Raw genomic sequence first — 21,679 nt, 5'->3', positions numbered from 1 at the left:
GTAACGTTTGAAGTTGAAGCAGGACAACGCGGTCCTCAAGCAACTAACGTTCAAAAAGGATAATTAACTTTTTCCTAGAAAGGGGATGTAATTCTGTAATTTACAGAGTTGCATCCTTTTCTTTTTCTCGAAAGAATTTTCAAAAACACTCATTACGAATTAACCAACCCATAATGCTTGGTAGTAACTAAACCTATCCTTTAAAAATCTCAAACCTATTCTGGAATACAGAAAAGTTTGAGATTTGTTATATCACTAACCTGCCCGTAGCTTCAGAAGAAAAAGACCATCAAATGATACTCTTGATTTTCTGCTGTTGCACCTGTTAGCTCAATAAGAACCCCTTTATTGAAACGTAAAAAGAAAACATAGAAACAACCATGCACATATAACCCCAAAACCCTTTTTTATCTTTTTGGAGTTCACCAAATCCCATAACTAACATCATAAAACCTAATAATAAAGTCATATAAGAGTTAAAATCATAATTTTCAGTTATCAAACTATAAACAGATAAACTAACAATAGTTATTGCTAAGACAATTCTTAACGTTAGTAGCATATTCCCCTCCCACAATACATGTGTACATATTAAAATCATACCATTTCCACTTTGCTTTTTGGAGGAATTTGAAAATCACTTATGGAACTAACCTGCCACCTAGCAGCATAAGGAAAAGCCGTCTAGATGACAAATCTAATCTTCTGCTATATAAGAACTGGTAGATATTTTTACTCTTTTGTTTCCTAACCATTTAATAAATTCGCCATATTCATTACTTACTTCCTCCAATTTTTTTTTATAAAATCTTCTCCGTTAATAAAAAAAGTAATATAAAGGAGCAATAATGAGAAAAATATATATCCTAACACTACCTTTATTATTAATGATTACAATATCTTCTGATTCTTATGAGATGTATAGTACCTTCACTAAATCAAATATTCTTGACCAATCAACCCTTCAAGTTGTTGAAAATATCTACTTTTCGAATTTATTTTATAATCCAAACGTTAGATTTAGTGATCAAACTATCTATATAGATTTAGAGGTAGATAGAAATATTTTAGAACTTAAACCCGTTGAGCAATTTATGAAATTTGAAATTTTCACAAGAAGACTTCGTTTTATTTTGAAAAATCACTCAAATGTAAATGGGGCTACCTTAAGCTCAAAGAATATAATTATTAACGCCCAATCTACCAGAAATTCATTTATATTTAATAGTAAATCGTTAAATAAAAAATTAATTTACCTAACAGATAGTTACCTATTACTTAATCAAAAAATCATTTTTTCCTCTTCGGAATTTAACCGAGTAAGTAGGTCGTACTTTTCGAATATAATTGAAAAGGTCAATGGATATGATGACATAGAAATAATTAGATATGCTCGCAAATTATTTGAAATAATGACATCTAACGGGAAATATTACGACCCAAAGAAAGATAATAAATTAATTTTAGATGCTATTTGTGATAAATTTAATATAACTAATGATGAATACTTTAAGATTGAGAATAAGTATTATTTATTTGGCGATTAACTTGAATATTTTCAAAAAATCGCCACCTCTATTCACATCCAGTACTTTATTAATAAAATTTTTTATATAAATTAAGGGATATGATTTATAGTAACCCCTTAATTTATTTTTTTTTGAAATAAATATTTAAGGGGTATATAGGATAAATCATCATGGAAGTATAGGTGGGAATTACTTGGCGATTCCCTTTATTATCGATGTAAACTTTGCACCTTAAAAAGAAGCCATTTCCTCAATTAATGGAGAAATGGCTTCTTCTTTAAAACATATTTGTTATTTTAATACTAATCATTACTAAAGAAATATTTTTCTAGAGAACTAGTTTATAAAATAACGTTTCTATTATTTTTGTTTAGATGCTTGATCTGCTTTGAATAAGAAAATCGCATAGTCTCCACGTTTTGCAGGATTGTTTGTTCCAAACTTTGTAGCAGAGATACCTTTTGTAATATCGTTATCTACTAGCGCTGAAACAGCATTCTTGTATTGTGAAGCTACATCTGTGAATTTCACGTCTGATTTTCCTTTTAAGTCAAAGCCTTTTTGAATCCATACTGCTAATTCACCACGAGTGATGATATCATTTGCACCGAATTTAGTAGGTGTTTTACCTGAAGTAATCCCTGCTTTTTTCAGTGCATTTACATATGGTGCTGTACGAGCAGGAACGTCTGTGAATACAGATTTCGTTTCTGTTTTGTCAACTTCTAAGCCAAGTACTTGTGTTAATAGTACAGCTGCATCTTGACGAATAATGTTATTGCTCACACCAAACTTCGTAGTAGAAATACCTTGTGCACCTTTTGATACAACAAAGTTAACGGCATCTTTATATTGTGCTGCAACATCTGTGAAAGGTAATTCTGGTGTTACTTTTGCTTCGGATGTCATGATTTCATGTAGTGTTGGTGAAATACCATCCCACTCTACTTTAATTTCAAATACATCGCCTAAAGAAGCTGTGTTGAAAGTATTTAAACTACGGTCTAATGTACCGATTTGCTTCCAGCCATCTGCGTTTCGTACAGATACTTTTGCCTCTGAGATTGTGCTTGGACTTTGTGAAATGCTGATTTTGCCAATCTTTGTGTTCTCAGAAATACGGTAAGTTAATGAACCTGATTTTGAAACTGTTGCATCTGGTTTGAATGTTGTATTTAATTTACCATCGATTAAGTTTGTTGCTTCAAACTTAGCTTCAGCAGCTGGTGTAACCTCAAATGTCACATCATTTGCAGAGTATTGAACTTCTAAGTTTTTCACATCAAATGTAATTGCATTTTTCGTGTTGTTCATTAAACGAACATAACGTGCATTTGTTGCTTTTGTTGCATCTGTAACTTTAGTCCATTCAACACCATTGATTGATGTTTCTAAAGTTAATTGATCTTTGTTTGTAACATCAGCATTGATTGCTGTTAATTCTTTAATTTTGTTTAGCTTGATACCAACATATTGATCTTTAGCTAATGTAATACCTTTTACATCTTCAAGTTTTGCGTTAGTTGGGAAGATGTCTACGTTCTTTCCTTCTACTGCTTTAACGTTTGTATAGGCATCTCTCTTAATGTGTTCTGCATCATCTGTGTTGATTGATAATTCACGGATAGAAACCCAGTTACCTTTGATTTCACCTGTTGGAATTACTTTGATATGTTTCGCTTTTACATTGATGTCTTCGACAACGATTTTTTGCGTATTTGGACCATATGCTTTTCCATCTACGTCTTTCCAGTTCTTGCCGTCCATAGAATATTGGAATTTAACATAGTTAAATGCATCACCAGCACCTGGCTCACCTTGTTCGAAAATAATACGTTTAACGTCTGTTACTTCACTTAATTCTACTGCAACATAATCGTCTGCTTTATAACCACGGCTAATCCACATTGTTGATAAACGATCTGTACCGCCATCTACGATATTTTGAACATGTCCCCAATAGAATTTAGGACCCATGTTTGTGTAAGGGCGAAGTACTAATTTATCCGTATCTGGATTAACTGCTTTCGTATACTTTTCGCCTACTAATCTTGCTAAATCATTTACGAATGGTACTAAATATTTTGCGCCTGGTTCTGGTCTGATTTGACCATTATTGATTGCTGGAATTCTATGAGATCTTGAAGCCGTATACTCATCTTGACCTTTAACATAGAGCTGCATTGCAGCATTATAATTACCTTGTTCAATAGCAACAGCTGCATTGATATAGGCAATTGTTGATTCAGCTACGTCTCTTAAAGAATCAACCCAACCTTTAATTTCTTTTACTAATAGTTCATTTTTAGATTTTTTTGCGAAGTTATTTGTCGCATCTAAAATCTCTTGATATTCAGCTAGAAGGACCTTGCTATCTTCGATAATAGACTTTCCAGCAAATAAATTCTTTGTGAACTCTTCGATATATGGAGCTAATTCTTCAGACTCTTCTAAAGCTAGACCATGATAGTGAGGAGTTGGATCACTCATATGCTTAGCAAATGTGTGTAACTCTTCTGATGCATCTGGCTCAATGTACTTGAAAGAATCTTCCCAACTCTTGTCCATATCGAAATCTGCTCTATTCCAACCATAGTCAGCGATTGCGAATAAAGCTACTTTTGAAGCTTGAGCTTCTTGCATTGGGTTTGTTACAATACCACGGAAGTTTGAAACCTTTGGATCTAACATTTCAGCTTTACCCATTAGTAAACGCTTACTGTTAATATCATTTACTGGCCAGTTTAACCACATGAATGGTTCACGGCCAACTGCTTCTTTAAAGAAATCGAATGTTGGTTTATTTACATTTCCAAGAATAACGTCACCTGTCCATAAAATCTCAACAGATTCAGGCATTTGTCCGATTGTGTTTAAGTATTCGTTTTTAACGTTGTTACCTGCAGACTCTTTTGTATATACCTTAGGAACGAAAAGGAAGCTATATACATCGCCTTTTTCTAGGCGCCACTTTTCTAAATCCTTCATTAATCGTACTTGGTCTTTTGCTTCGCCTTCTACAGCATCATCCGTAAGTACACCAAATTGACGTACACCAACATCATATAACTGCTCGAACTTTGTAATGATTGTTGCTAAATCTTTTTGATATGTTGCTTCATCATCAAATTTGATTGCATTGTGTAAGAATGGGTGAATTGTCCAAAGGAATTTGCTCTTTGAAGCAGCTCCGACTTCAACCATTTCTTTAATTTCGGCTAATTTTTCAGCTGGGTATGGTTCTCTCCATTTAATGCTGTGATACTCATCATCTTTTGGTGCGAAGACGTAAGCATTCATCTTAAAGTCTCCACCAAATTCCATTAAGCTCATACGGTTTTCATTGCTCCAAGGAATACCATAGTATCCTTCGATAAATCCGCGCCATAGACCATCTGAATAATCTTTAATTAGTAGATTTCTAACTTGAGAATCTTCTAATTGTTTAAAAATCATTTTTAACGTTGTAATCCCGTAGAAAGCAGAATCTGTATCTTTCCCTAAGACAGCGATTACATTGTTATCAACAGATACGATATGAGCATCGTTTTTTGCAAAATGAGCCTCATCATCTAATCCTTTTGTATTGAAGTATGTATCAACGAATTCGCCTGAGTTGTTAATCCCAACGATTACGTTTGTTTTTCCTTCTTGAATTTCTGTCCCTACTGTATGATTAATATTTTTAATTGCTAAAACTTCGATTAAACGGTTTTTTGTAGCTTCATCTAAGCCACTTTCAAAGACAACGTTTACATTTGAACCTAAGTTAAGGTTTCCTTCTTTGTAAACAATGCTTTGAGGAATCGGATAGATTTCGTAATCTTTACTATCTTTTCCTGCATTACTAACTTTTTTACTAGTTTCTTTGTTGCTTTCTTCTGCGTGTGCAATAAAGCTAGTTGGTAGTAATGAAACTAACATGACCAAAGACATTATTAGTGCTAATAAAGCTTTAGGCTTTTTTCTAGATAAATGCATGTAATTTCTCCTTTTCAATTAAAAGTAGTTTGGCGTGAATGAATTACATGTTTTTCTATCTTATTTACCCACTATGCAATCGCTTACAATATAAGGGAGGAATTTACCTCTAAAATAAAAAAGTAAGGTAAAAATCTCAATCGAATAACATGTTCAACAAATCACAATTTTTATATTAATGTATCAGAATAATTTTTTAAACACTATTTTTAAATAATGGTCTATACCACACATGTTTGTGACCAAACTGTGAACAAATAAACGTGTGATACCTATTGGATAAATCTATAACAACTGCCACTGGTCTTACGCTGAGTAGTGTTGGATTCTCTGAAGAGTATGTCTTCGGTTTAGGCGTTTTCCTTCCATGAATAATATCGAGAGGTGAATCTCCTCGCAGATTATGGAGTTCAGTATTGTAGGAATGACCTTTCCTGATAGCGAAATCATCTATATTCCTAAATGATATTACTAGTGAAGGATAATCTGGTTCATTATAAGGAATCACATTAATAATACTGTTAGTAAATGAGAAGGATGAAGGCTAATTTTAGTTATCATCCTTTTTATTTTTTAAAAAAAATGAACGATATGATCATGACAATCGTACTATCTGTAAGCCTACTAAAAAGGAGGGACTATGATGTTAGAAATAAACCATTTTTCAAAGAGTTTTAAAGGTGATAAAAAAGTTGTAGAAGATTTAAATCTGAAGGTAGAAGCCGGAGATTTATATGGTTTTATTGGTCACAATGGAGCGGGTAAAACAACTACTATTAAAGCAATTGTAGGGATTTTGGATTTTGAAGAAGGTGAAATAAAAATCAATAATCTCTCTATTAAAGATAATGCCGTTGCTTGTAAGCAGATGATGGCTTATATCCCAGATAATCCGGATTTATATGAGCATTTGACAGGTATTCAATATATTAATTTTATTGGAGACTTATTTGGAGTTAGTCAATCTCAACGTGAAAGATTGATTAGTCAATATGCGAATGAATTTGAAATTATGGACAGACTGGGCGATTTAATTTCATCTTATTCACATGGTATGAAGCAAAAGTTAGCAATTATATCGGCACTTATTCATAAGCCGAAGCTACTCATTCTAGATGAGCCTTTTGTTGGTTTAGATCCAAAAGCAGCGCATACATTGAAGGAAATTATGAAGGATTTTTGTGCAAATGGAGGTTCCATCTTTTTTTCCACACATGTTCTTGAAGTGGCTGAAAAGCTATGTAATAAAATCGCTATTATAAAAGCTGGACGATTAATGATGAGTGGCGAGACTGCAACGGTGAAAGGCACTAGTAGTCTTGAAGACGTGTTCTTGGAGTTGGTTCGAAATGAATAAAGTATGGTATTTGCTAAAGGTACAATTACTACAGTTTTTTGGGCTTAATAAAGCATTGCACGCAAAGAATCCAAAGGAAAAACGAAAATGGATGGCTATTTTTATTGGCATTATTGCGCTTATTGTTTATATGTTTGTCATTTCGTTTTTTTACAGCTATTCAATGGCATCTATGTTTGAAAAGATTGGAAAGATGGAGCTTTTGCTAGCTATTATGATGGCTGCAACTAGCCTAATGACCTTTATGGTCACAATCTATAAAGTGAATGGCATCCTATTCGGTTTTAGAGATTATGATATTGTAATGTCGCTACCAATCAAAACGAGTATGGTAGTGGCAAGCAGAGTGCTAATGCTTTATGTGATGAACTTGGTGTTTTCATTATTACTAATGATTCCTGCAGGCGTTGTGTATGCTATGAAGGTGGTACCTGGTCCACTTTTCTATGTGCTGTTTATCGTAACGTTGCTTTTTATTCCGTTATTACCAATCATTGCAGCAACCATAATTGGCTCGGTAATCATGATAATTTCTGCTCGATTTAAGTATGCGAACTTTCTTAATCTAGCGATGACATTTGCTGTTTTGCTCATTTTTATGGGCGGAATGATGAATGTGAACGGTGGTGTAGAGGATCTTACGAATATGAGTTTAGCTTTAATGGAACAAGTTAATACATTGTATCCTCTTACAGGTATGTATGTGAATGCGGTTTGTCAGTATAGTCTGCTTTCCTTGCTCCTGTTTATTGGCATATCAATAGGTGCGTTTATGTTATACGTAGTTATTGTTGGAGCGAAATTCAAAAGTATCAATACACAATTGATGACGAAACGAAAAAATGGTCGTTATCAGATGGCAGAGCAAATTCAATCATCACCATTTAAAGCATTATATAGAAAAGAGTTAAAGCGATATTTTTCAACTTCTATTTATGTGCTGAATACTGCTTTTGGACTTGTACTTTATACAGTAGTAACCATTGCTCTTTTATTTATGGGCACAGAGCAAATAAGTGAAATGATCAAAATGCCACAGCTATCGTTGTATATCAATGAGTTTGCCCCTTTTGTTGTTTCGGTTTTTATTGTGTTGTCATGTACAACGATGAGTTCGATTTCTCTTGAGGGGAAAAATCTTTGGATTTTACAATCATCTCCCATTGCAGTTCAAACAATTTGTTTGAGTAAGATTGCTGTGAATTTAACGCTTACTGTACCAGTTATATTCGTCAACAATATATTGCTATTGTTTGTGCTACAAACAAGCTTTATCGAAGGCATATTATTGTTTGCTGTTCCGCTTGTATATACCTTATTTATTGCTTTTATGGGGATTGTTATCAACTTGAAATTCCCTAATTTTGATTGGACGAACGAAGTGACAGTTGTGAAGCAAAGTGCGGCATCACTTATTGCCACTTTTGGAGGATTATTTAGTATTGGTATTCCTTTTGCTTTGTTAATGGTTTTGCCAAACATAAATCTGTATATCTTTATGCTTGGAGTAATCATTGTTCTATTAGTGCTTTGCATAATGATGTATGTGTATATGACAAGAAAGGGAGAGCAAGTATTTAAGGCATCATAAAGGATGTTTTCCAATTATTGTTTGACGGAAATAATCTTTCATGTTACATTAATCACATAATATAAAAAGGTGTGGTGAAGTATGTCGGTAGTAGGTATCAACTAATATTTAGTTGAATAAGGTTTTTAATTTCTGGTTAATGCCAGTTTATTAATAATGCCTTTTTTCATAGTGCGATTGAGCGCTATGAAATACCTACTATAAGACTGCTTCCTTTTCCATATATTCGTTTAACATGTAGAATGTTAAAACGTAAAGCATGGTGGGGTTTGTCCTGCCATGTTTTTGTTTTTATTAGTGTTATGTTCTACATGTGTATTCGATGTACGATCTTGTTTTGTGACAAGGTTTATGCCCGCAGGAGCTTTCTAGCCATTTTAGTGTTCTAAATTGGCAAAGTAGGAAAGGTACTTGCGGGTTATTTTTTGAAATGAGGAATGAATATATGAATACAATGACCTTTGATAAATTACAATACAATGAATTAAAAGATAAAGTGAAAAGCCATTGTGTAAGTGGCTTAGGTAAAGCATTACTAGACACATTACAGCCAAGTTCGAATATAAAAGTAGTTAGAAATCGCTTGAATGAAACGAGTGAAGCTCGAAAGCTTTTGGATGCGGAAAAACATTTGCCTTTAACAGGAATATCTAATATTACGAGCCATATTGAAAAAATAGAAAAAGGAATGATATTAACCCCAGCAGAATTAATCGCTGTCTCTGACTTTTTAAGAGGTTGTCGAAGAATTAAAAAGTTTATGAGCGATAAAGAATTTTTTGCTCCTGTACTGTTTGCATATGCACTTTCCATGACTGAATTTCGAGACATTGAAGAGAATATCTTATTTGCGATTAAAGGGAGCCGAGTAGATTCAGAAGCAAGTAGAGAATTGAAACGAATTCGAAGTCATATTGCGAAAACAGAAGAGAAGATTGAAGAAAGACTGAATAAGTTTTTGAAAAGCGGAGCGAATAAAGAGTATATACAAGAATTTTATATTAGCAAGAAAGATGATCGCTTTACGATTCCTATTAAGGCTTCATTTAAAAATCATGTTGCGGGAACAATTGTTGAGACATCTTCCAAGGGTTCAACGGTGTTTATGGAGCCAGCCGCAGTTTCAAAGCTTAATGTAGAATTAGCATGTTTGAAATCAGAAGAATCGGTTGAGGAATATCAAATATTAGCGACATTAACGGGAACGATTTATGAAGCAATTCATGCAATCCGTATCAATATTGAATGCATTAGTCAGTACGACATGATTTTTGCAAAAGCAAAATATAGTAAGAGCAGCGATGCGGTTGAACCAAAGATTAATAATCATGGCTATATTCGTTTAGTAAGCAGTAAGCATCCTTTATTAGAAGGAAATATTGTGCCGCTTGATTTTGAAATTGGTCAGGATTATCGAAGTTTAATTATTACAGGTCCAAATGCGGGTGGAAAAACGGTCGTATTAAAGACGATAGGTATATTAACGTTAGCTGTTATGTCAGGATTTCATATTATGGCGAAAGCAGGGACTGAAATTGCGATTTTTGACAATGTATTTGTTGATATTGGTGATAATCAAAGCTTAGAAAACGCACTGAGTACCTTTTCATCTCATATGAAGAACATTTCAGACATTATGAGTGCCTCTAATAATAATACTTTACTGTTATTTGATGAAATCGGAAGCGGGACTGAACCGAATGAAGGTGCTGCATTAGCTATCGCTATTTTAGAAGAGTTTTATCATATGGGATGTATCACTGTTGCGACAACTCACTATGGAGAAATCAAAAGATACTCCGAAATGCATGATGACTTCATGAATGCAGCCATGCTATTTAACAGTGAAGAATTGAAGCCAATGTATAAGTTATTGATTGGTAAATCAGGAGATAGTAATGCACTTTGGATATCTCGCAAAATGAATATTCGTGAACATGTTCTGAAACGTGCTCAACAATATATCGAAAACAAAGAGTATAATTTGGATGCTGTAAAAGAAAGTAAAATTAAAAAATCGATGAAAGAAGAAGTTCAGCAATCAGAACGATACAATTACGAAATAGGCGATCGAGTGAAATTAATCGAGCAGGATGATTATGCGATTGTATATAAGCCGCTAGATAAATTCAATAATGTTACGCTATTTTACAAAAATGAAATGATTGAAGTGAACATGAAACGAATACAGCTTGATATTAAAGCAACGCAACTATACCCTGAGGGTTATGATTTAAGTACGTTGTTTACGAGCTTCCAAGAGAGAAAGCTACAGCATGATTTAGAACGAGGTTCGAAAAAGGCGTTACGAAAAGTTCAGAAAGAGATTAGAAATAAAAAATAGAAAAATTATATGTATAAGGAAACTATAATCGCTGGATTTTTGTTCAATCTCCTTAAATATTAAAAATTAAAACGTAAAAGAGGCGTCCTGAAAAGTGATTCTCAATCACTTTCAGGGCGCCTCTTTATGATTTTAAGTTACTTCGTACATGTTTTTCATTTATGGCTAATTAAGTTCAAGTTTTACAATCATTAGATAATTATGTAATATTTATGAAAAAGAAGCGAGAAGCCTTATGAAGCAGGTGGAGGATAGTTTCTTTCATTCCTCTAATCAGTTATTTAGTTAGCTTGATAAATATGAACTTATCAAAAGGAAGTGTTGAAATATGAATAAATCCTCTAATAATAAACTGAAATTATCGATTTTAGATATTGCTACGATACAGAAAGGAAACACTGTATCGCAAACTTTACAGGAATCAACAGAACTTGCACAATTAGCTGATTCTTTAGGGTATACCCGTTATTGGTTTGCAGAACATCATAATACGGTAAATCAGGCTAGTACCTCTCCAGATTTAATGAGTGCTCATGTAGCTGCACACACTAAGAAGATTCGCATTGGTTCAGGCGGAATTATGTTACCTAATCACAGTCCGTTGAAGGTGGTGGAGAATTTTTCACTGTTAGAAGCTTTACATCCTGGAAGGATTGATCTCGGTATTGGAAGAGCACCTGGAACGGATGGAATGACAGCCTTTGCTCTGCGACGCTCACGAGAAGCGGTAACTTCTTATGATTTTCCTACACAGCTAAACGAAATGCTTGCGTTCTTTTCGCAAAGTTTTCCTTCAAATCATCCGTTCAGTAAAATTACTCCTACAGCAGACACATCATTGATTCCGGATATATATATGTTAGGGTCGAGTGATGGAGGGATGAGATTCGCTTCTGACAAAGGACTAGGATTTGCTTTTGCTGCACATATTTCTCCTCATCTAGCTATACCTATGCTTCAGGCCTATCAACAGAACTTCAAGCCTTCAATATATATGAAAAAACCTAAAAGTATTCTATCCATTATTGTAATTACGGCTGAGACAGATGAGGAAGCGGAATATTTGGCTGGACCAGTTGAATTATATTGGACCAGATTGAGTACAGGGAGCAGAATATTTTCATTTGCTACGCCAGAGGAAGCAAGTAAACATGTTTATTCCCCTGCTGAAAAAGCTGCCAGGGAAGATAACAAGAGCCGATTTGTCATTGGCAATGTAAAGAAGGTTGCAGAGAAGCTGAGAAGTCTTGCTGAGGTAGCAAAGGTTGATGAAATCATGTTGGTAGAATTTTATCCGGAAAAGGCCGCACGTTTTAAAGCATATCAATTGTTGGCTGATGAATTTCAACTTTGTTTTTAGAAAGAAGTATTGATTTGTTCGATTTTGAAATGGAGTAGGCTTTTGGAGGAATCATCTTCTTTTATGTCGAAATATAGAATGAATAATAGTTCATTTTTAAAAGGGGTGTTCATTATGTGGAAGAATTTCGTGGCAATAGGTGATAGTTTTACAGAAGGAATAGGTGATGAAGTAGAAGGTGTAGAATTAAAAAGTTGGGCAGAACAATTTTCTCAACTATTTGAGCCGGCTTTATCGTTAACTAACTTGGCTAAGAGAGGATTAATTGCGAAGGAAATCCGTTCACTGCAATTAGAAAAAGCGGTAGCGTTGCAGCCTGATTTAGTAAGTATCATTGCGGGTGCGAATGATATTTTAAAAGGACGATGGAACCCTGAGGAATATAGAGAAGAGATGAGATTAATGGTAAGCACATTGAGTGAGAATGGTGCAGCTATTATCATAGCAAATCAACCAGACTTCTCGACAAGATTACCAATTTCAGATGAACAAAAGCAAGTGGTAAAGAAGCAAGTACTTAAAGCTAACGAAATTATTGATTCTATTTGTAAAGACTATGAAGTGTTTCTTATGGATTTTTGGAGTCACCCTTTTTCTAATGATCTTACTCTTATATCAAAGGATTTGGTACATCCAAATTCAAAGGGGTATAGAGAAATCGCTCATGCAATTTTTGAACAAGTGAATGCTAGTACGATTAGCTAAGTAGCTTATTAAAATGTACATATTTAGATGTTGACGTATTAAAAAAATGGTGCTATCTTTTGAATGGATGAAAAAAACAAATGAATACTCTGTTAGGTGAGGCTCCTGTATAGAGATAAGCTGCTGCCCAAAAATGTCGAGAGACGCCAATGGGTCAACAAGAAAGGTCGGAATGAAGGCTTTTTTTAACGTAGCTGGTTAATAACCTATGCTATACAGTGCTAAAGCTCGACGAGGGAGAGGTTTGCTTATGCTACTATTGACTGCTGGAAAACAGTAGTTTTATTAGTGCGTGTTTTGAATTTGGTATTAAGACCTTTACTCGTTGTTGAGTAAAGGTCTTTTTTGTGTGGTAGGAAGTATACAAATTTGCGAGGTGTCGAACCTTACACCTGCCACGCTCGGTCATAAGCCAATCCATTTTGAAAACCAAAAGAGGGTTTTCAAGAATGGCTTGTCTAGCCTTTCGCGTGTCTCCTTTTTCATTGAAGTGAAATCAAGGAGTAAAATCATTTATAAAAAAGGACCGGTGACGGTTTTTCTTATTAGGAGGTGGAGAACTATGTTATTAGATGACCCAAGCCCGATACCCATACGTTTTACATTTATATTTCAGTATATAAGCGGAAAGCATCTTGCTTCTCCACCTCTAAAAGAATAGATAGAGAGAAACAATTTAGCGTTCCACTTAAAGTGGAGGTTATTAGCTATGACAACAAATATATCTACAGATCAAATCACACTAAAGGTGATTAAGTCTTTAAAAGAAGGAAAAAAACAAGATTTTCAACGTGTATTAGATGAGCTTCAACCGTATGATATCGCATTTATTTATACAAATTTACCTGAAAAACATCATACTCGATTTTTAGTTTTTATGACTCCAAATCAAATAGCGGATTTAATTCAAGAGCTCGAAAAGGAAAATCAACTTGAAGTTTTAACTAAGCTAGGTATTGAGAAATCTGGTCATATTATGGATTTAATGGACAATGACGATTTAGCATCTTTACTACAAGATTTATCTCCTGAAAAAATTCAGCAACTTCTTGGGGGAATGAAAAAAGAAGAATCAACCATTGTACAAAATATCATGAACTATCCTCCTGAAACAGCAGGGCGATTAATGACGAATCGATTCGTATGGATTTCACAAAACTATACAGTAAGAGAAGCGGTTGATAAGCTAAAAACATTTGCTGAGTTCTCAGAAACCATCAGCTACTTATATGTTATTGATGAAAAGAAAAGTTTAGTTGGTGTAGTATCCTACCGTGATATCCTCTTAGCTGGTGAGCATGAAAAAATAAGTGATATTATGTATAGCAGGGTTATTTCAGTATCTGCTGACACGGATCAAGAGGAAGTGGCTCATTTAATTGAACGTTACGACTTCGTTTCGATTCCAGTAGTTGAAAATAACGTGCTTGTTGGAATTGTAACAGTAGATGATATTCTTGATGTTGTTATCCAAGAAGCGACGGAAGATATTGAAAAACTATCTGCATCTGGTAAGGATATTGACTTTGATACGAAAGCATTTGTTGCGGCGTATCGTCGTCTTCCTTGGCTGGTTTTGCTTCTGCTAATAGGTCTAGTTTCTGGTACGATCATTAGTCAATTTGAAGAAACGTTATCAAAAGTAGTCGCACTTGCCTTTTTTATGCCGATGATTGCAGGAATGACAGGTAATACTGGTACGCAATCACTAGCTGTAGTTGTTAGAGGTTTAATCACACGTGAAGCTGATAAAAAAACAGTGTTGAAGTTAATCTTACGTGAATTAAAAGTGGGTTTAATCATTGGGGTTACATGTGGAATATTAATTTCTATTATTGCTTACGTATGGCAGGGAAATCCAGTTCTTGGCTTTGTTGTCGGTAGTTCATTAATTATTACATTGATTATTGGAACGTTAGCAGGAACGGTAGTACCTTTAATTTTATATCGTTTTAAAATAGATCCAGCTGTTGCTTCTGGTCCTCTAATTACAACGTTAAACGATATACTATCGCTTTTAATTTACTTTGGTATTGCTACTAAATTTTTAACTTATTTAACATAAAAGATATCGAAACGACTTCTAGTATAGAGGTCGTTTTTTTGTTGTTTTGAAAATATGATAAATATTTTTGTTGTTTAATGTCTTACACATTACTTTGACAGACAAAGTAATGTGGCGTATATTATACTTCAGGAGGTGTAGTAAATGAAAGGTAAGATCTCCTCGGACTTAATTAGAGGGCATACAGACACAATTGTGTTAGGTATTTTGCGTAATGAAGACAGTTATGGTTATGAAATTTATAAGAAGATTCTCGAAAAAAGTGAAGGCTTATATGAATTGAAGGAAGCAACATTGTATTCGAGTTTTAGACGATTAGAGCAGGACGGAAACATATCCTCATATTGGGGGGATGAAAGTCAAGGCGGCAGAAGAAAATATTATACAATTACGGCCGCAGGTGAAACTTTATACGAAAGAAACAAAACAGATTGGGCATTTACAAAAGATATTATTGATAAATTATTGTAGGAGGTGGGAAGTGTGAACGAAAAAATACAAAGGTATGTGAATCAATTGTTTGTGGAGTACCCAGATTCACAACAATTAAATGAGTTGAAGGAAGAAATTATAGCTAATTCACAAGCTCGCATCCAAGAGTCTATTTATAATGGTATGTCGGAAGAAGAAGCGATTCATAAGGCAATGAAAGAGCTAGGTGACGTGAGTGAGGTAGCGGAACAAATCAGTACGAATAAGAAATATGAAGTAATCGATCAAATGTTTAACCATAAACCTATAGAGAAGAAGTATGCGCTTGGTTATGCTTTGGCTACGGGTGTGATTTTGTTTGGAATTATCACAGCTTTAATTGTGTACTTCCAAAGTGGAAACTTATTTATATCAGTATCTACTCTTTTTCCTTTTGCTGTAGGAGCAGTTCCGGCGTTTGTTTTCCTAAGCTTAATACGTGAAACAGCGGAACAATTTGCGATGAAACCAGTAAGAGCCTGGCTTTATACAGGAGCATCAGTACTATTAACATTTGGAGTTTTTGTTGGTGCGATTGTTTATTTAGAAAGAATCGGATTGAATGGGAAATTTGAATCGATGCAGCAGCTTTTAGAGTATCATAATGGACCGTTATTTGAAGCGATTGCATCTATATTGCCATTTGTCATTCCAGCTATTTGTTTATTAGTCTTTTTAGTACTTACGGAGAAAGAGCGTAATAAGCCAAGTGTTTGGACAAATATGTATTCGGCGGATGACAAAGAAAGTGTAAAACATATGATGGTTCATGGTAATCTTTCAGGTGCGTTATGGATTTTTGCATTTGGTATTTTCTTGATGGTAGGACTTGTATTTAACGCATGGGCTTATTCTTGGATTGTTTTTATTTTTGCAGTTGGTATCCAAGTGTTATTAGAAGCATTTTATGTGAATAGAAGAGTGAGTTAATTTTATTTTAATAGGGCTGTTCCCAAAAGCGATTTGCAATCACTTTTTGGACAGCCCTTACGTTTTTAAAGTATATTTTGATAATTTCGTAAAAATAACAATTTGTACTTCTCTAGATAAGGAAGATATATGATATTGTAAAAGTAAGAAATGTAAATTTATTTTTCTATATATAAGAGGGAGAATTGGAGGATATGAATATGAGTGAACAGTATAAGAATATACTTGTCGCAGTTGATGGCTCTGATGTAGCTAAACTTGCTTTTCAAAAGGCTGTTAATATTGCACTACGCAACGATGCTTGTTTGATTATTGCACATGTTGTGGATCCAGTCACATCACCTGGTATTGAAGGCTATCATAAATCAATTTTGGAAGCTTGCAAAAAGTATGGACAAGAGCTTTTAGAAATACATAAAAAAGAAGCTTTAGAGGCTGGTTTACATCAAGTTGAAACAGAAATGGATTTTGGTTCTCCTAAAGCCAAACTTGTAAAAAGGATTGCTAAGAAATACGAAACGGATTTAATTGTTTGTGGAGCGCAAGGTTTGAATGCGGCAGAACGATTTGTATTGGGAAGTGTTTCTGAATACATTGTTCGTCATGCTAGCTGTGATGTTCTTGTCGTACGTCCATAGAATAAAAGAATAATATTGAAAAAAGCTACGTTGAAATGATAATTCAACGTAGCTTTTTTCTGCTGCATGGCTCTTTTTGATTGGGCTTAAATCAAGATGCGTAAACATCAATCAAAGAAGACCAGTGCCGGTTTTTCTTATTGTCTAACTCCAGCGCCCAGCTCCTAGTGTGCTTCGCCAACCTCCCTACGATAAGTCAACATCGAATAGCCTATCGTCTCTTCGTGTATCCTTTATCTCGGTTGGAGGGCTCCAGCACATATGGAGCTAAGCGGGGCACTTGCGCTTTTCTTATTTCGCTGCTTCTATTTCACTTAAAGAAATACCTAATGCTTTCGCTACTCCTTCACCATATGCTGGATCAGCTTTGTAGCAGTTGTTGATATGTCTAAGTTGAACTTCTTTAGTTGTTCCGGACATATTACGAGCTGTATTATCAAATAACACTTGCTGTTGCTCAGGTGTCATTAAGTTAAATAGCTTTCCTGGTTGTGTATAATAATCATCGTCATCTTCACGGAAATTCCATTCATAGCCATCTCCTACAATTGGAAGTGGTGGCTCTTTATATTCAGGCTGCTCCTGCCATTCACCGTAGCTGTTTGGCTCGTACGATTTAGCACTGCCCATATTACCGTCTACTCTCATGGCTCCATCTCGATGGAAGGAATGAACGTGCTTAGCTCCTCTTGGAGAGTTAACAGGAATTTGTGAATGATTCACACCCAGGCGATAACGTTGTGTATCACCGTAAGAGAATAATCGACCTTGTAACATTTTATCAGGTGAGAAACCAATACCAGGTACAATTGTTGTTGGAGCAAATGCTGCTTGTTCTACATCTGCAAAGTAATTGTCTGGATTGCGATTTAACTCAAATTCCCCTACTTCTATTAAAGGAAATTCGCTCTTATACCATACTTTTGTTAGATCGAATGGATTATAAGGCATTTGTCTAGCTTGTTCTTCTGTCATAATCTGAATATACATTTTCCATTTTGGATAGTCACCGCGTTCAATCGCTTCATATAAGTCACGTTGATGGCTTTCACGATCTTTACCTACGATTTCCTCAGCTTGTTGGTCAGATAAATTTTCAATTCCTTGTTGTGTTACGAAATGGAATTTTACCCAATGTCGTTCATTATTTTTATTAATAAAGCTATATGTATGACTTCCAAAGCCGTGCATATGACGATAGCTCTTTGGAATTCCGCGATCACTCATGGTGATTGTAACTTGGTGTAGTGCTTCTGGTAGGGAAGACCAGAAATCCCAATTGTTTTGTGCGCTTCGCATATTCGTGCGAGGGTCTCTTTTAACGGCATGATTCAAATCAGGGAATTGCTTAGGGTCTCTAAAGAAGAACACTGGTGTATTGTTACCAACAAGGTCCCAGTTCCCTTCTTCTGTATAAAACTTCATAGCAAAACCACGGATGTCTCGTTCTGCATCTGCTGCTCCACGTTCTCCAGCAACAGTAGAAAAACGTACGAACATCTCTGTTTGTTTGCCAACTTCTGAGAAAATAGCAGCTCTTGTGTATTGCGTAATATCATTTGTTACGGTAAACGTACCGAATGCTCCTGAGCCCTTTGCATGCATACGACGTTCAGGAATAACTTCACGATCAAAATGAGCCATTTTTTCTATAAACCAAACATCTTGCATTAAAACTGGACCTCTTGGGCCCGCTGTCATTGTATTTTGATTGTCACTAACAGGTGCACCAAAAGCAGTTGTTAATTTTTTATTCTGCTCTTTGTTTTGCATATTCTTTTTTTCATCCATATTATAGAGCCTCCCTAAAAAAGATGTATGTACTACATAAATAAGTATATAAAAAAGTTTCGATGAAAAAGCTTGGTATTTCTGAATAATTTATTAAATTTAAATTTTTAAGTTTATAACTGTAAAATTGGATTGAATTTTATGTTATGAATACGTATTCATCGTTTTTTTATCCACCTTTTCGTTGGGATATTCCGAAAAATCGGCACATTGTGGATGTGAAAAACAGCAGGATGCTTATAAATAAGGGAATAGACAAGTTGGCATAAGAGTTGCATTAGTAATTATTTGTATTCTACTTTTTGGGGAGGAATGGTTTTATGAAAGCAGCAGTAGTTAACCAGTTTAATAGCAAATTGGAAATTAAAGATGTGCCAAAGCCAACATTAGAAGCAGGCGAAATTTTAGTAAAGATTGAAGCTTGTGGAGTTTGTCATACGGATCTACATGCTGCACAGGGTGACTGGCCAGTTAAACCAAAACTACCTCTTATTCCTGGGCATGAAGGTGTGGGGATTGTTGAAGAAGTTGCTGAAGGCGTAACATCTATTAAAGTAGGCGACCGTGTAGGAATTCCTTGGTTATATTCTGCTTGTGGTGAATGTGAGTACTGTATTACAGGTAGAGAAACGCTATGTCTTGATCAATTAAATGGAGGTTATTCTGTAGACGGGGGGTATGCAGAATATTGTAAAGCGCCAGCTGCTTATGTAGCGAGAATTCCTGATAATGTAGACCCTGTAGAAATTGCTCCAATTCTTTGCGCAGGTGTAACGACGTATAAAGCCTTGAAGGTATCGGAAGCAAAACCTGGTGATTGGGTTGCGATATATGGTATTGGTGGTCTAGGCCATGTTGCACTTCAATATGCAAAAGCAATGGGATTCAACGTTATTGCGGTAGATATTCAAGATGATAAATTAGAACTTGCGAAGAAATTAGGTGCTGATTTAACGTTTAATAGTAGAGAAGTGGACCCTGCTCAAGCAATTAAAGAAGCAGTTGGTGGCGCTCAAGCAGCGGTTAGTGTAGCTGTTTCAAAGATAGCTTTTGAACAAGCTTATCAATCGGTAAAGCGTGATGGAACGCTAGTTGTTGTAGGCTTACCAAATTCAGAGCTTCCAATTCCAATTTTTGATACCGTATTAAATGGTGTGACAGTGAAAGGATCCATTGTAGGAACGCGTAAAGATATGCAGGAAGCATTGGAGTTTGCTGCACAAGGTAAAGTAAAAGCAAATATCGAAACAGCACCGATGGATAGCATTAATGAAGTGTTTGAGAAAATGGAAAAAGGACAAATTAACGGACGTATCGTTCTTACAATGTAAAAAAATAGATTATTAGATTTCTAGGTAATGAAACCGTTTTATAACTTGATCACGAATGTTTACAGAAGTTGAGCAAAAACAACTACATGTGAAAATAAAAAACAAGGGGACTAATAAGGCCTCCTTGTTTTAATTTTTTTCAGACATTATATAACGAAGCTTTCGCGTGCTAATGTGCAGATTTTCTGCTGCTTTTTTACGATTTCCAATTGTTTCTTTCATCATTTTTGTAGCGAAAGCTTTTCCAATGGTAATTTCAAGCTCCTTTACTTTCTGAAGTATCTCATCAAGTGCTATATCATTTTCCTTTTCCCAAAAATGGAGCATTTGTTTACTCCACTTTTCTAGATATTGTGGTAAATTTTGTTCTGTTTTTTCTTTTTTCTCAATGGTTGATAGAGGTTTCTTAGTTGATGATTGATAGTGTTTTTGAATTTTCTCAGGTAAGTAGTGTGGAGTAATAATTGTTGTTTCATCTTCTGCGATTGTTAATGCTCGCTTTACAACGTTGACTAGCTCGCGTATATTTCCCGGCCAATCGTATTCAGTGAGCATTTGAATACTTTCATCTGCAAATAGTAGAGAGGAATTATATTTTTTTAATAGAGATGTTAAGAATAATGGAATGTCTTCTGTGCGTTCTCGTAATGGAGGTAACGATAATTTCACAACATCTAATCGATATAATAAATCCTCTCTAAATTTTCTATCGTTCACTGCTTCTGACAAATTAACATGTGAAGCGGCAATGATTCGAGTATTTGTTCTTCGAATGGATTCATCTCCAATGCGTTTATATTCCCCTGTTTCGATAACTCGTAGTAATTTAACTTGAGAGGAAGCGGAAGCTTCGGCAATTTCATCTAAAAATAAGGTTCCTTTATTGGCAATTTCAAAAACCCCTTTACGATCTTTGACTGCTCCTGTAAAGGCTCCTTTCTCATGCCCGAACAGTTCACTTTCTAATAGAGACTCCGATAAAGCACCACAGTTTAACCCGACAAAAGGATTTTGTGAACGAGGGCTGGAATGATGAATGAATTGGGCGAGTACTTCTTTTCCACTGCCTGTTTCACCTTCAATTAACACATTAATATTTTTTTGAGCAATTTTATAAGCTAAAGTGAGCATATTATTCATTTGTTTACTTGTCCCGACGATGAATCCTTGGCTTTCTGCAAGGATATGAATATCACTATGGTATGGTGTTTGATTGTAATTAAGTAGATGATCAATTAGTGCTTCTAATTCATCGATATCATCAAAAGGTTTTTCTATATAATCGTTTGCCCCAATTTTGATTGCTTCAATGGCGGTTTTTACCGTACTATAACCAGTCATTACGATGGATTTACAAGAGGGAATAGCTTTCTTTAATATTCTTAAAATATCTAATCCATCAGCATCAGGTAATTTAACATCAATCAAGGCTAAGTTATATTGTTGCTGTTTAAGAAGGCGGCGAAAATCTTCGCCACTGTAGCCGATTGTTACTTGAAACCCTTTGCTTGATAGTAGATGTGATAAGAAATTGCCTACTTCTGGTTCATCATCAATGATTAAAATGCGAGACATAACATCACCTG

General features: G+C 35.0%; 16 protein-coding genes and 1 riboswitch. Of the genes, 11 read left to right on the top strand and 5 right to left on the bottom strand.

Going from position 1 to position 21,679, the window contains the following annotated elements:
- Window positions 1-325 precede the first annotated feature (325 nt).
- A complete protein-coding gene (locus TX86_RS17165; RefSeq protein ID WP_042350807.1) occupies window positions 326-562 on the bottom strand; it encodes a DUF3953 domain-containing protein in 237 nt (78 codons plus the stop codon).
- 286 nt (window positions 563-848) lie between these two features.
- Between TX86_RS17165 and TX86_RS17160 the strand changes: the two genes are divergently transcribed.
- Complete coding sequence (locus TX86_RS17160; RefSeq protein WP_042350805.1) at window positions 849-1,547, top strand: hypothetical protein; 699 nt, start codon at window positions 849-851, stop codon at window positions 1,545-1,547.
- A gap of 342 nt (window positions 1,548-1,889) precedes the next feature.
- Here the strand turns inward: TX86_RS17160 and TX86_RS17155 are convergent, their stop codons facing one another.
- Together TX86_RS17155 and TX86_RS27630 are read right to left on the bottom strand one after the other, a co-directional pair.
- The gene (locus tag TX86_RS17155) at window positions 1,890-5,510 is read right to left on the bottom strand and encodes a beta-N-acetylglucosaminidase domain-containing protein (protein ID WP_052343716.1); all 3,621 of its coding nucleotides are present in this window, start codon (window positions 5,508-5,510) and stop codon (window positions 1,890-1,892) included.
- A gap of 196 nt (window positions 5,511-5,706) precedes the next feature.
- Window positions 5,707-6,018 (bottom strand): transposase, encoded by a 312-nt coding sequence (locus TX86_RS27630; protein WP_195892921.1) that lies wholly within the window; start codon window positions 6,016-6,018, stop codon window positions 5,707-5,709.
- Between the two features lie 135 nt (window positions 6,019-6,153).
- On the opposite strand from TX86_RS27630, the gene TX86_RS17150 reads away from it, so the two are divergent.
- The 9 genes from TX86_RS17150 (at window position 6,154) to TX86_RS17110 (ending at window position 16,971) form a co-directional block, all read left to right on the top strand.
- A complete protein-coding gene (locus tag TX86_RS17150; RefSeq protein WP_042350804.1) occupies window positions 6,154-6,867 on the top strand; it encodes an ABC transporter ATP-binding protein in 714 nt (237 codons plus the stop codon).
- Window positions 6,860-8,458, top strand: coding sequence for a hypothetical protein (locus tag TX86_RS17145; protein WP_042350801.1), 1,599 nt, complete (start codon window positions 6,860-6,862; stop codon window positions 8,456-8,458). The genes TX86_RS17150 and TX86_RS17145 overlap by 8 nt, the downstream gene beginning before the upstream one ends.
- 445 nt (window positions 8,459-8,903) lie before the next feature.
- A complete protein-coding gene (locus tag TX86_RS17140) occupies window positions 8,904-10,802 on the top strand; it encodes an endonuclease MutS2 (protein WP_042350800.1) in 1,899 nt (632 codons plus the stop codon).
- 328 nt (window positions 10,803-11,130) lie between these two features.
- On the top strand, window positions 11,131-12,162 hold the full coding sequence (locus tag TX86_RS17135) for an LLM class flavin-dependent oxidoreductase (protein ID WP_042350799.1): 1,032 nt from the start codon (window positions 11,131-11,133) through the stop codon (window positions 12,160-12,162).
- Between the two features lie 114 nt (window positions 12,163-12,276).
- The gene (locus tag TX86_RS17130; protein WP_042350797.1) at window positions 12,277-12,867 is read left to right on the top strand and encodes an SGNH/GDSL hydrolase family protein; all 591 of its coding nucleotides are present in this window, start codon (window positions 12,277-12,279) and stop codon (window positions 12,865-12,867) included.
- A gap of 81 nt (window positions 12,868-12,948) precedes the next feature.
- Window positions 12,949-13,113, top strand: a riboswitch (M-box (ykoK) riboswitch).
- Window positions 13,114-13,576: 463 nt separating this feature from the next.
- Window positions 13,577-14,932, top strand: a complete 1,356-nt coding sequence (mgtE, locus tag TX86_RS17125; protein WP_042350795.1) for a magnesium transporter — start codon at window positions 13,577-13,579, stop codon at window positions 14,930-14,932.
- Window positions 14,933-15,076: 144 nt separating this feature from the next.
- Window positions 15,077-15,403 (top strand): PadR family transcriptional regulator, encoded by a 327-nt coding sequence (locus TX86_RS17120; RefSeq protein WP_042350794.1) that lies wholly within the window; start codon window positions 15,077-15,079, stop codon window positions 15,401-15,403.
- A 12-nt stretch (window positions 15,404-15,415) separates the two neighbouring features.
- Window positions 15,416-16,333: a permease prefix domain 1-containing protein gene (locus TX86_RS17115; RefSeq protein WP_042350793.1), complete on the top strand. Its 918-nt coding sequence runs from the start codon at window positions 15,416-15,418 to the stop codon at window positions 16,331-16,333.
- A gap of 200 nt (window positions 16,334-16,533) precedes the next feature.
- Complete coding sequence (locus TX86_RS17110) at window positions 16,534-16,971, top strand: universal stress protein (protein WP_042350791.1); 438 nt, start codon at window positions 16,534-16,536, stop codon at window positions 16,969-16,971.
- A gap of 291 nt (window positions 16,972-17,262) precedes the next feature.
- Here TX86_RS17110 and TX86_RS17105 read toward each other — a convergent pair whose 3' ends face one another.
- A complete protein-coding gene (locus tag TX86_RS17105) occupies window positions 17,263-18,762 on the bottom strand; it encodes a catalase (RefSeq protein ID WP_439096858.1) in 1,500 nt (499 codons plus the stop codon).
- Window positions 18,763-19,082: 320 nt separating this feature from the next.
- On the opposite strand from TX86_RS17105, the gene adhP reads away from it, so the two are divergent.
- Entirely contained in the window at window positions 19,083-20,093 is a 1,011-nt protein-coding gene (gene adhP, locus TX86_RS17100; RefSeq protein ID WP_042350790.1) for an alcohol dehydrogenase AdhP, read from the top strand.
- Between the two features lie 129 nt (window positions 20,094-20,222).
- On the opposite strand, the gene TX86_RS17095 is transcribed toward adhP, so the two are convergent.
- Window positions 20,223-21,668 carry a sigma-54-dependent transcriptional regulator gene (locus TX86_RS17095; RefSeq protein ID WP_042350789.1) on the bottom strand — a complete coding sequence of 482 codons (1,446 nt, stop codon included), beginning with the start codon at window positions 21,666-21,668 and terminating at the stop codon, window positions 20,223-20,225.
- Between the last annotated feature and the right edge of the window lie 11 nt (window positions 21,669-21,679).

Origin of the sequence: Bacillus massiliigorillae (assembly GCF_000380245.2) — a bacterium.
Taxonomy (GTDB): domain Bacteria; phylum Bacillota; class Bacilli; order Bacillales; family DSM-1321; genus Bacillus_AD; species Bacillus_AD massiliigorillae.
The sequence above is the reverse complement of the archived record's forward strand: the minus strand, read 5'-3'. Positions and strand labels throughout refer to the sequence as shown.

Bases quoted from the DNA above. Each gene is read 5' to 3' on its own strand.
- TX86_RS17165 (WP_042350807.1), bottom strand. From the start codon at position 562: ATGCTACTAACGTTAAGAATTGTCTTAGCAATAACTATTGTTAGTTTA.
- TX86_RS17160 (WP_042350805.1), top strand. From the start codon at position 849: ATGAGAAAAATATATATCCTAACACTACCTTTATTATTAATGATTACA.
- TX86_RS17155 (WP_052343716.1), bottom strand. From the start codon at position 5,510: ATGCATTTATCTAGAAAAAAGCCTAAAGCTTTATTAGCACTAATAATG.
- TX86_RS17150 (WP_042350804.1), top strand. From the start codon at position 6,154: ATGTTAGAAATAAACCATTTTTCAAAGAGTTTTAAAGGTGATAAAAAA.
- TX86_RS17145 (WP_042350801.1), top strand. From the start codon at position 6,860: ATGAATAAAGTATGGTATTTGCTAAAGGTACAATTACTACAGTTTTTT.
- TX86_RS17140 (WP_042350800.1), top strand. From the start codon at position 8,904: ATGAATACAATGACCTTTGATAAATTACAATACAATGAATTAAAAGAT.
- TX86_RS17135 (WP_042350799.1), top strand. From the start codon at position 11,131: ATGAATAAATCCTCTAATAATAAACTGAAATTATCGATTTTAGATATT.
- TX86_RS17130 (WP_042350797.1), top strand. From the start codon at position 12,277: ATGTGGAAGAATTTCGTGGCAATAGGTGATAGTTTTACAGAAGGAATA.
- mgtE (WP_042350795.1), top strand. From the start codon at position 13,577: ATGACAACAAATATATCTACAGATCAAATCACACTAAAGGTGATTAAG.
- TX86_RS17120 (WP_042350794.1), top strand. From the start codon at position 15,077: ATGAAAGGTAAGATCTCCTCGGACTTAATTAGAGGGCATACAGACACA.
- TX86_RS17110 (WP_042350791.1), top strand. From the start codon at position 16,534: ATGAGTGAACAGTATAAGAATATACTTGTCGCAGTTGATGGCTCTGAT.
- TX86_RS17105 (WP_439096858.1), bottom strand. From the start codon at position 18,762: ATGGATGAAAAAAAGAATATGCAAAACAAAGAGCAGAATAAAAAATTA.
- adhP (WP_042350790.1), top strand. From the start codon at position 19,083: ATGAAAGCAGCAGTAGTTAACCAGTTTAATAGCAAATTGGAAATTAAA.
- TX86_RS17095 (WP_042350789.1), bottom strand. From the start codon at position 21,668: ATGTCTCGCATTTTAATCATTGATGATGAACCAGAAGTAGGCAATTTC.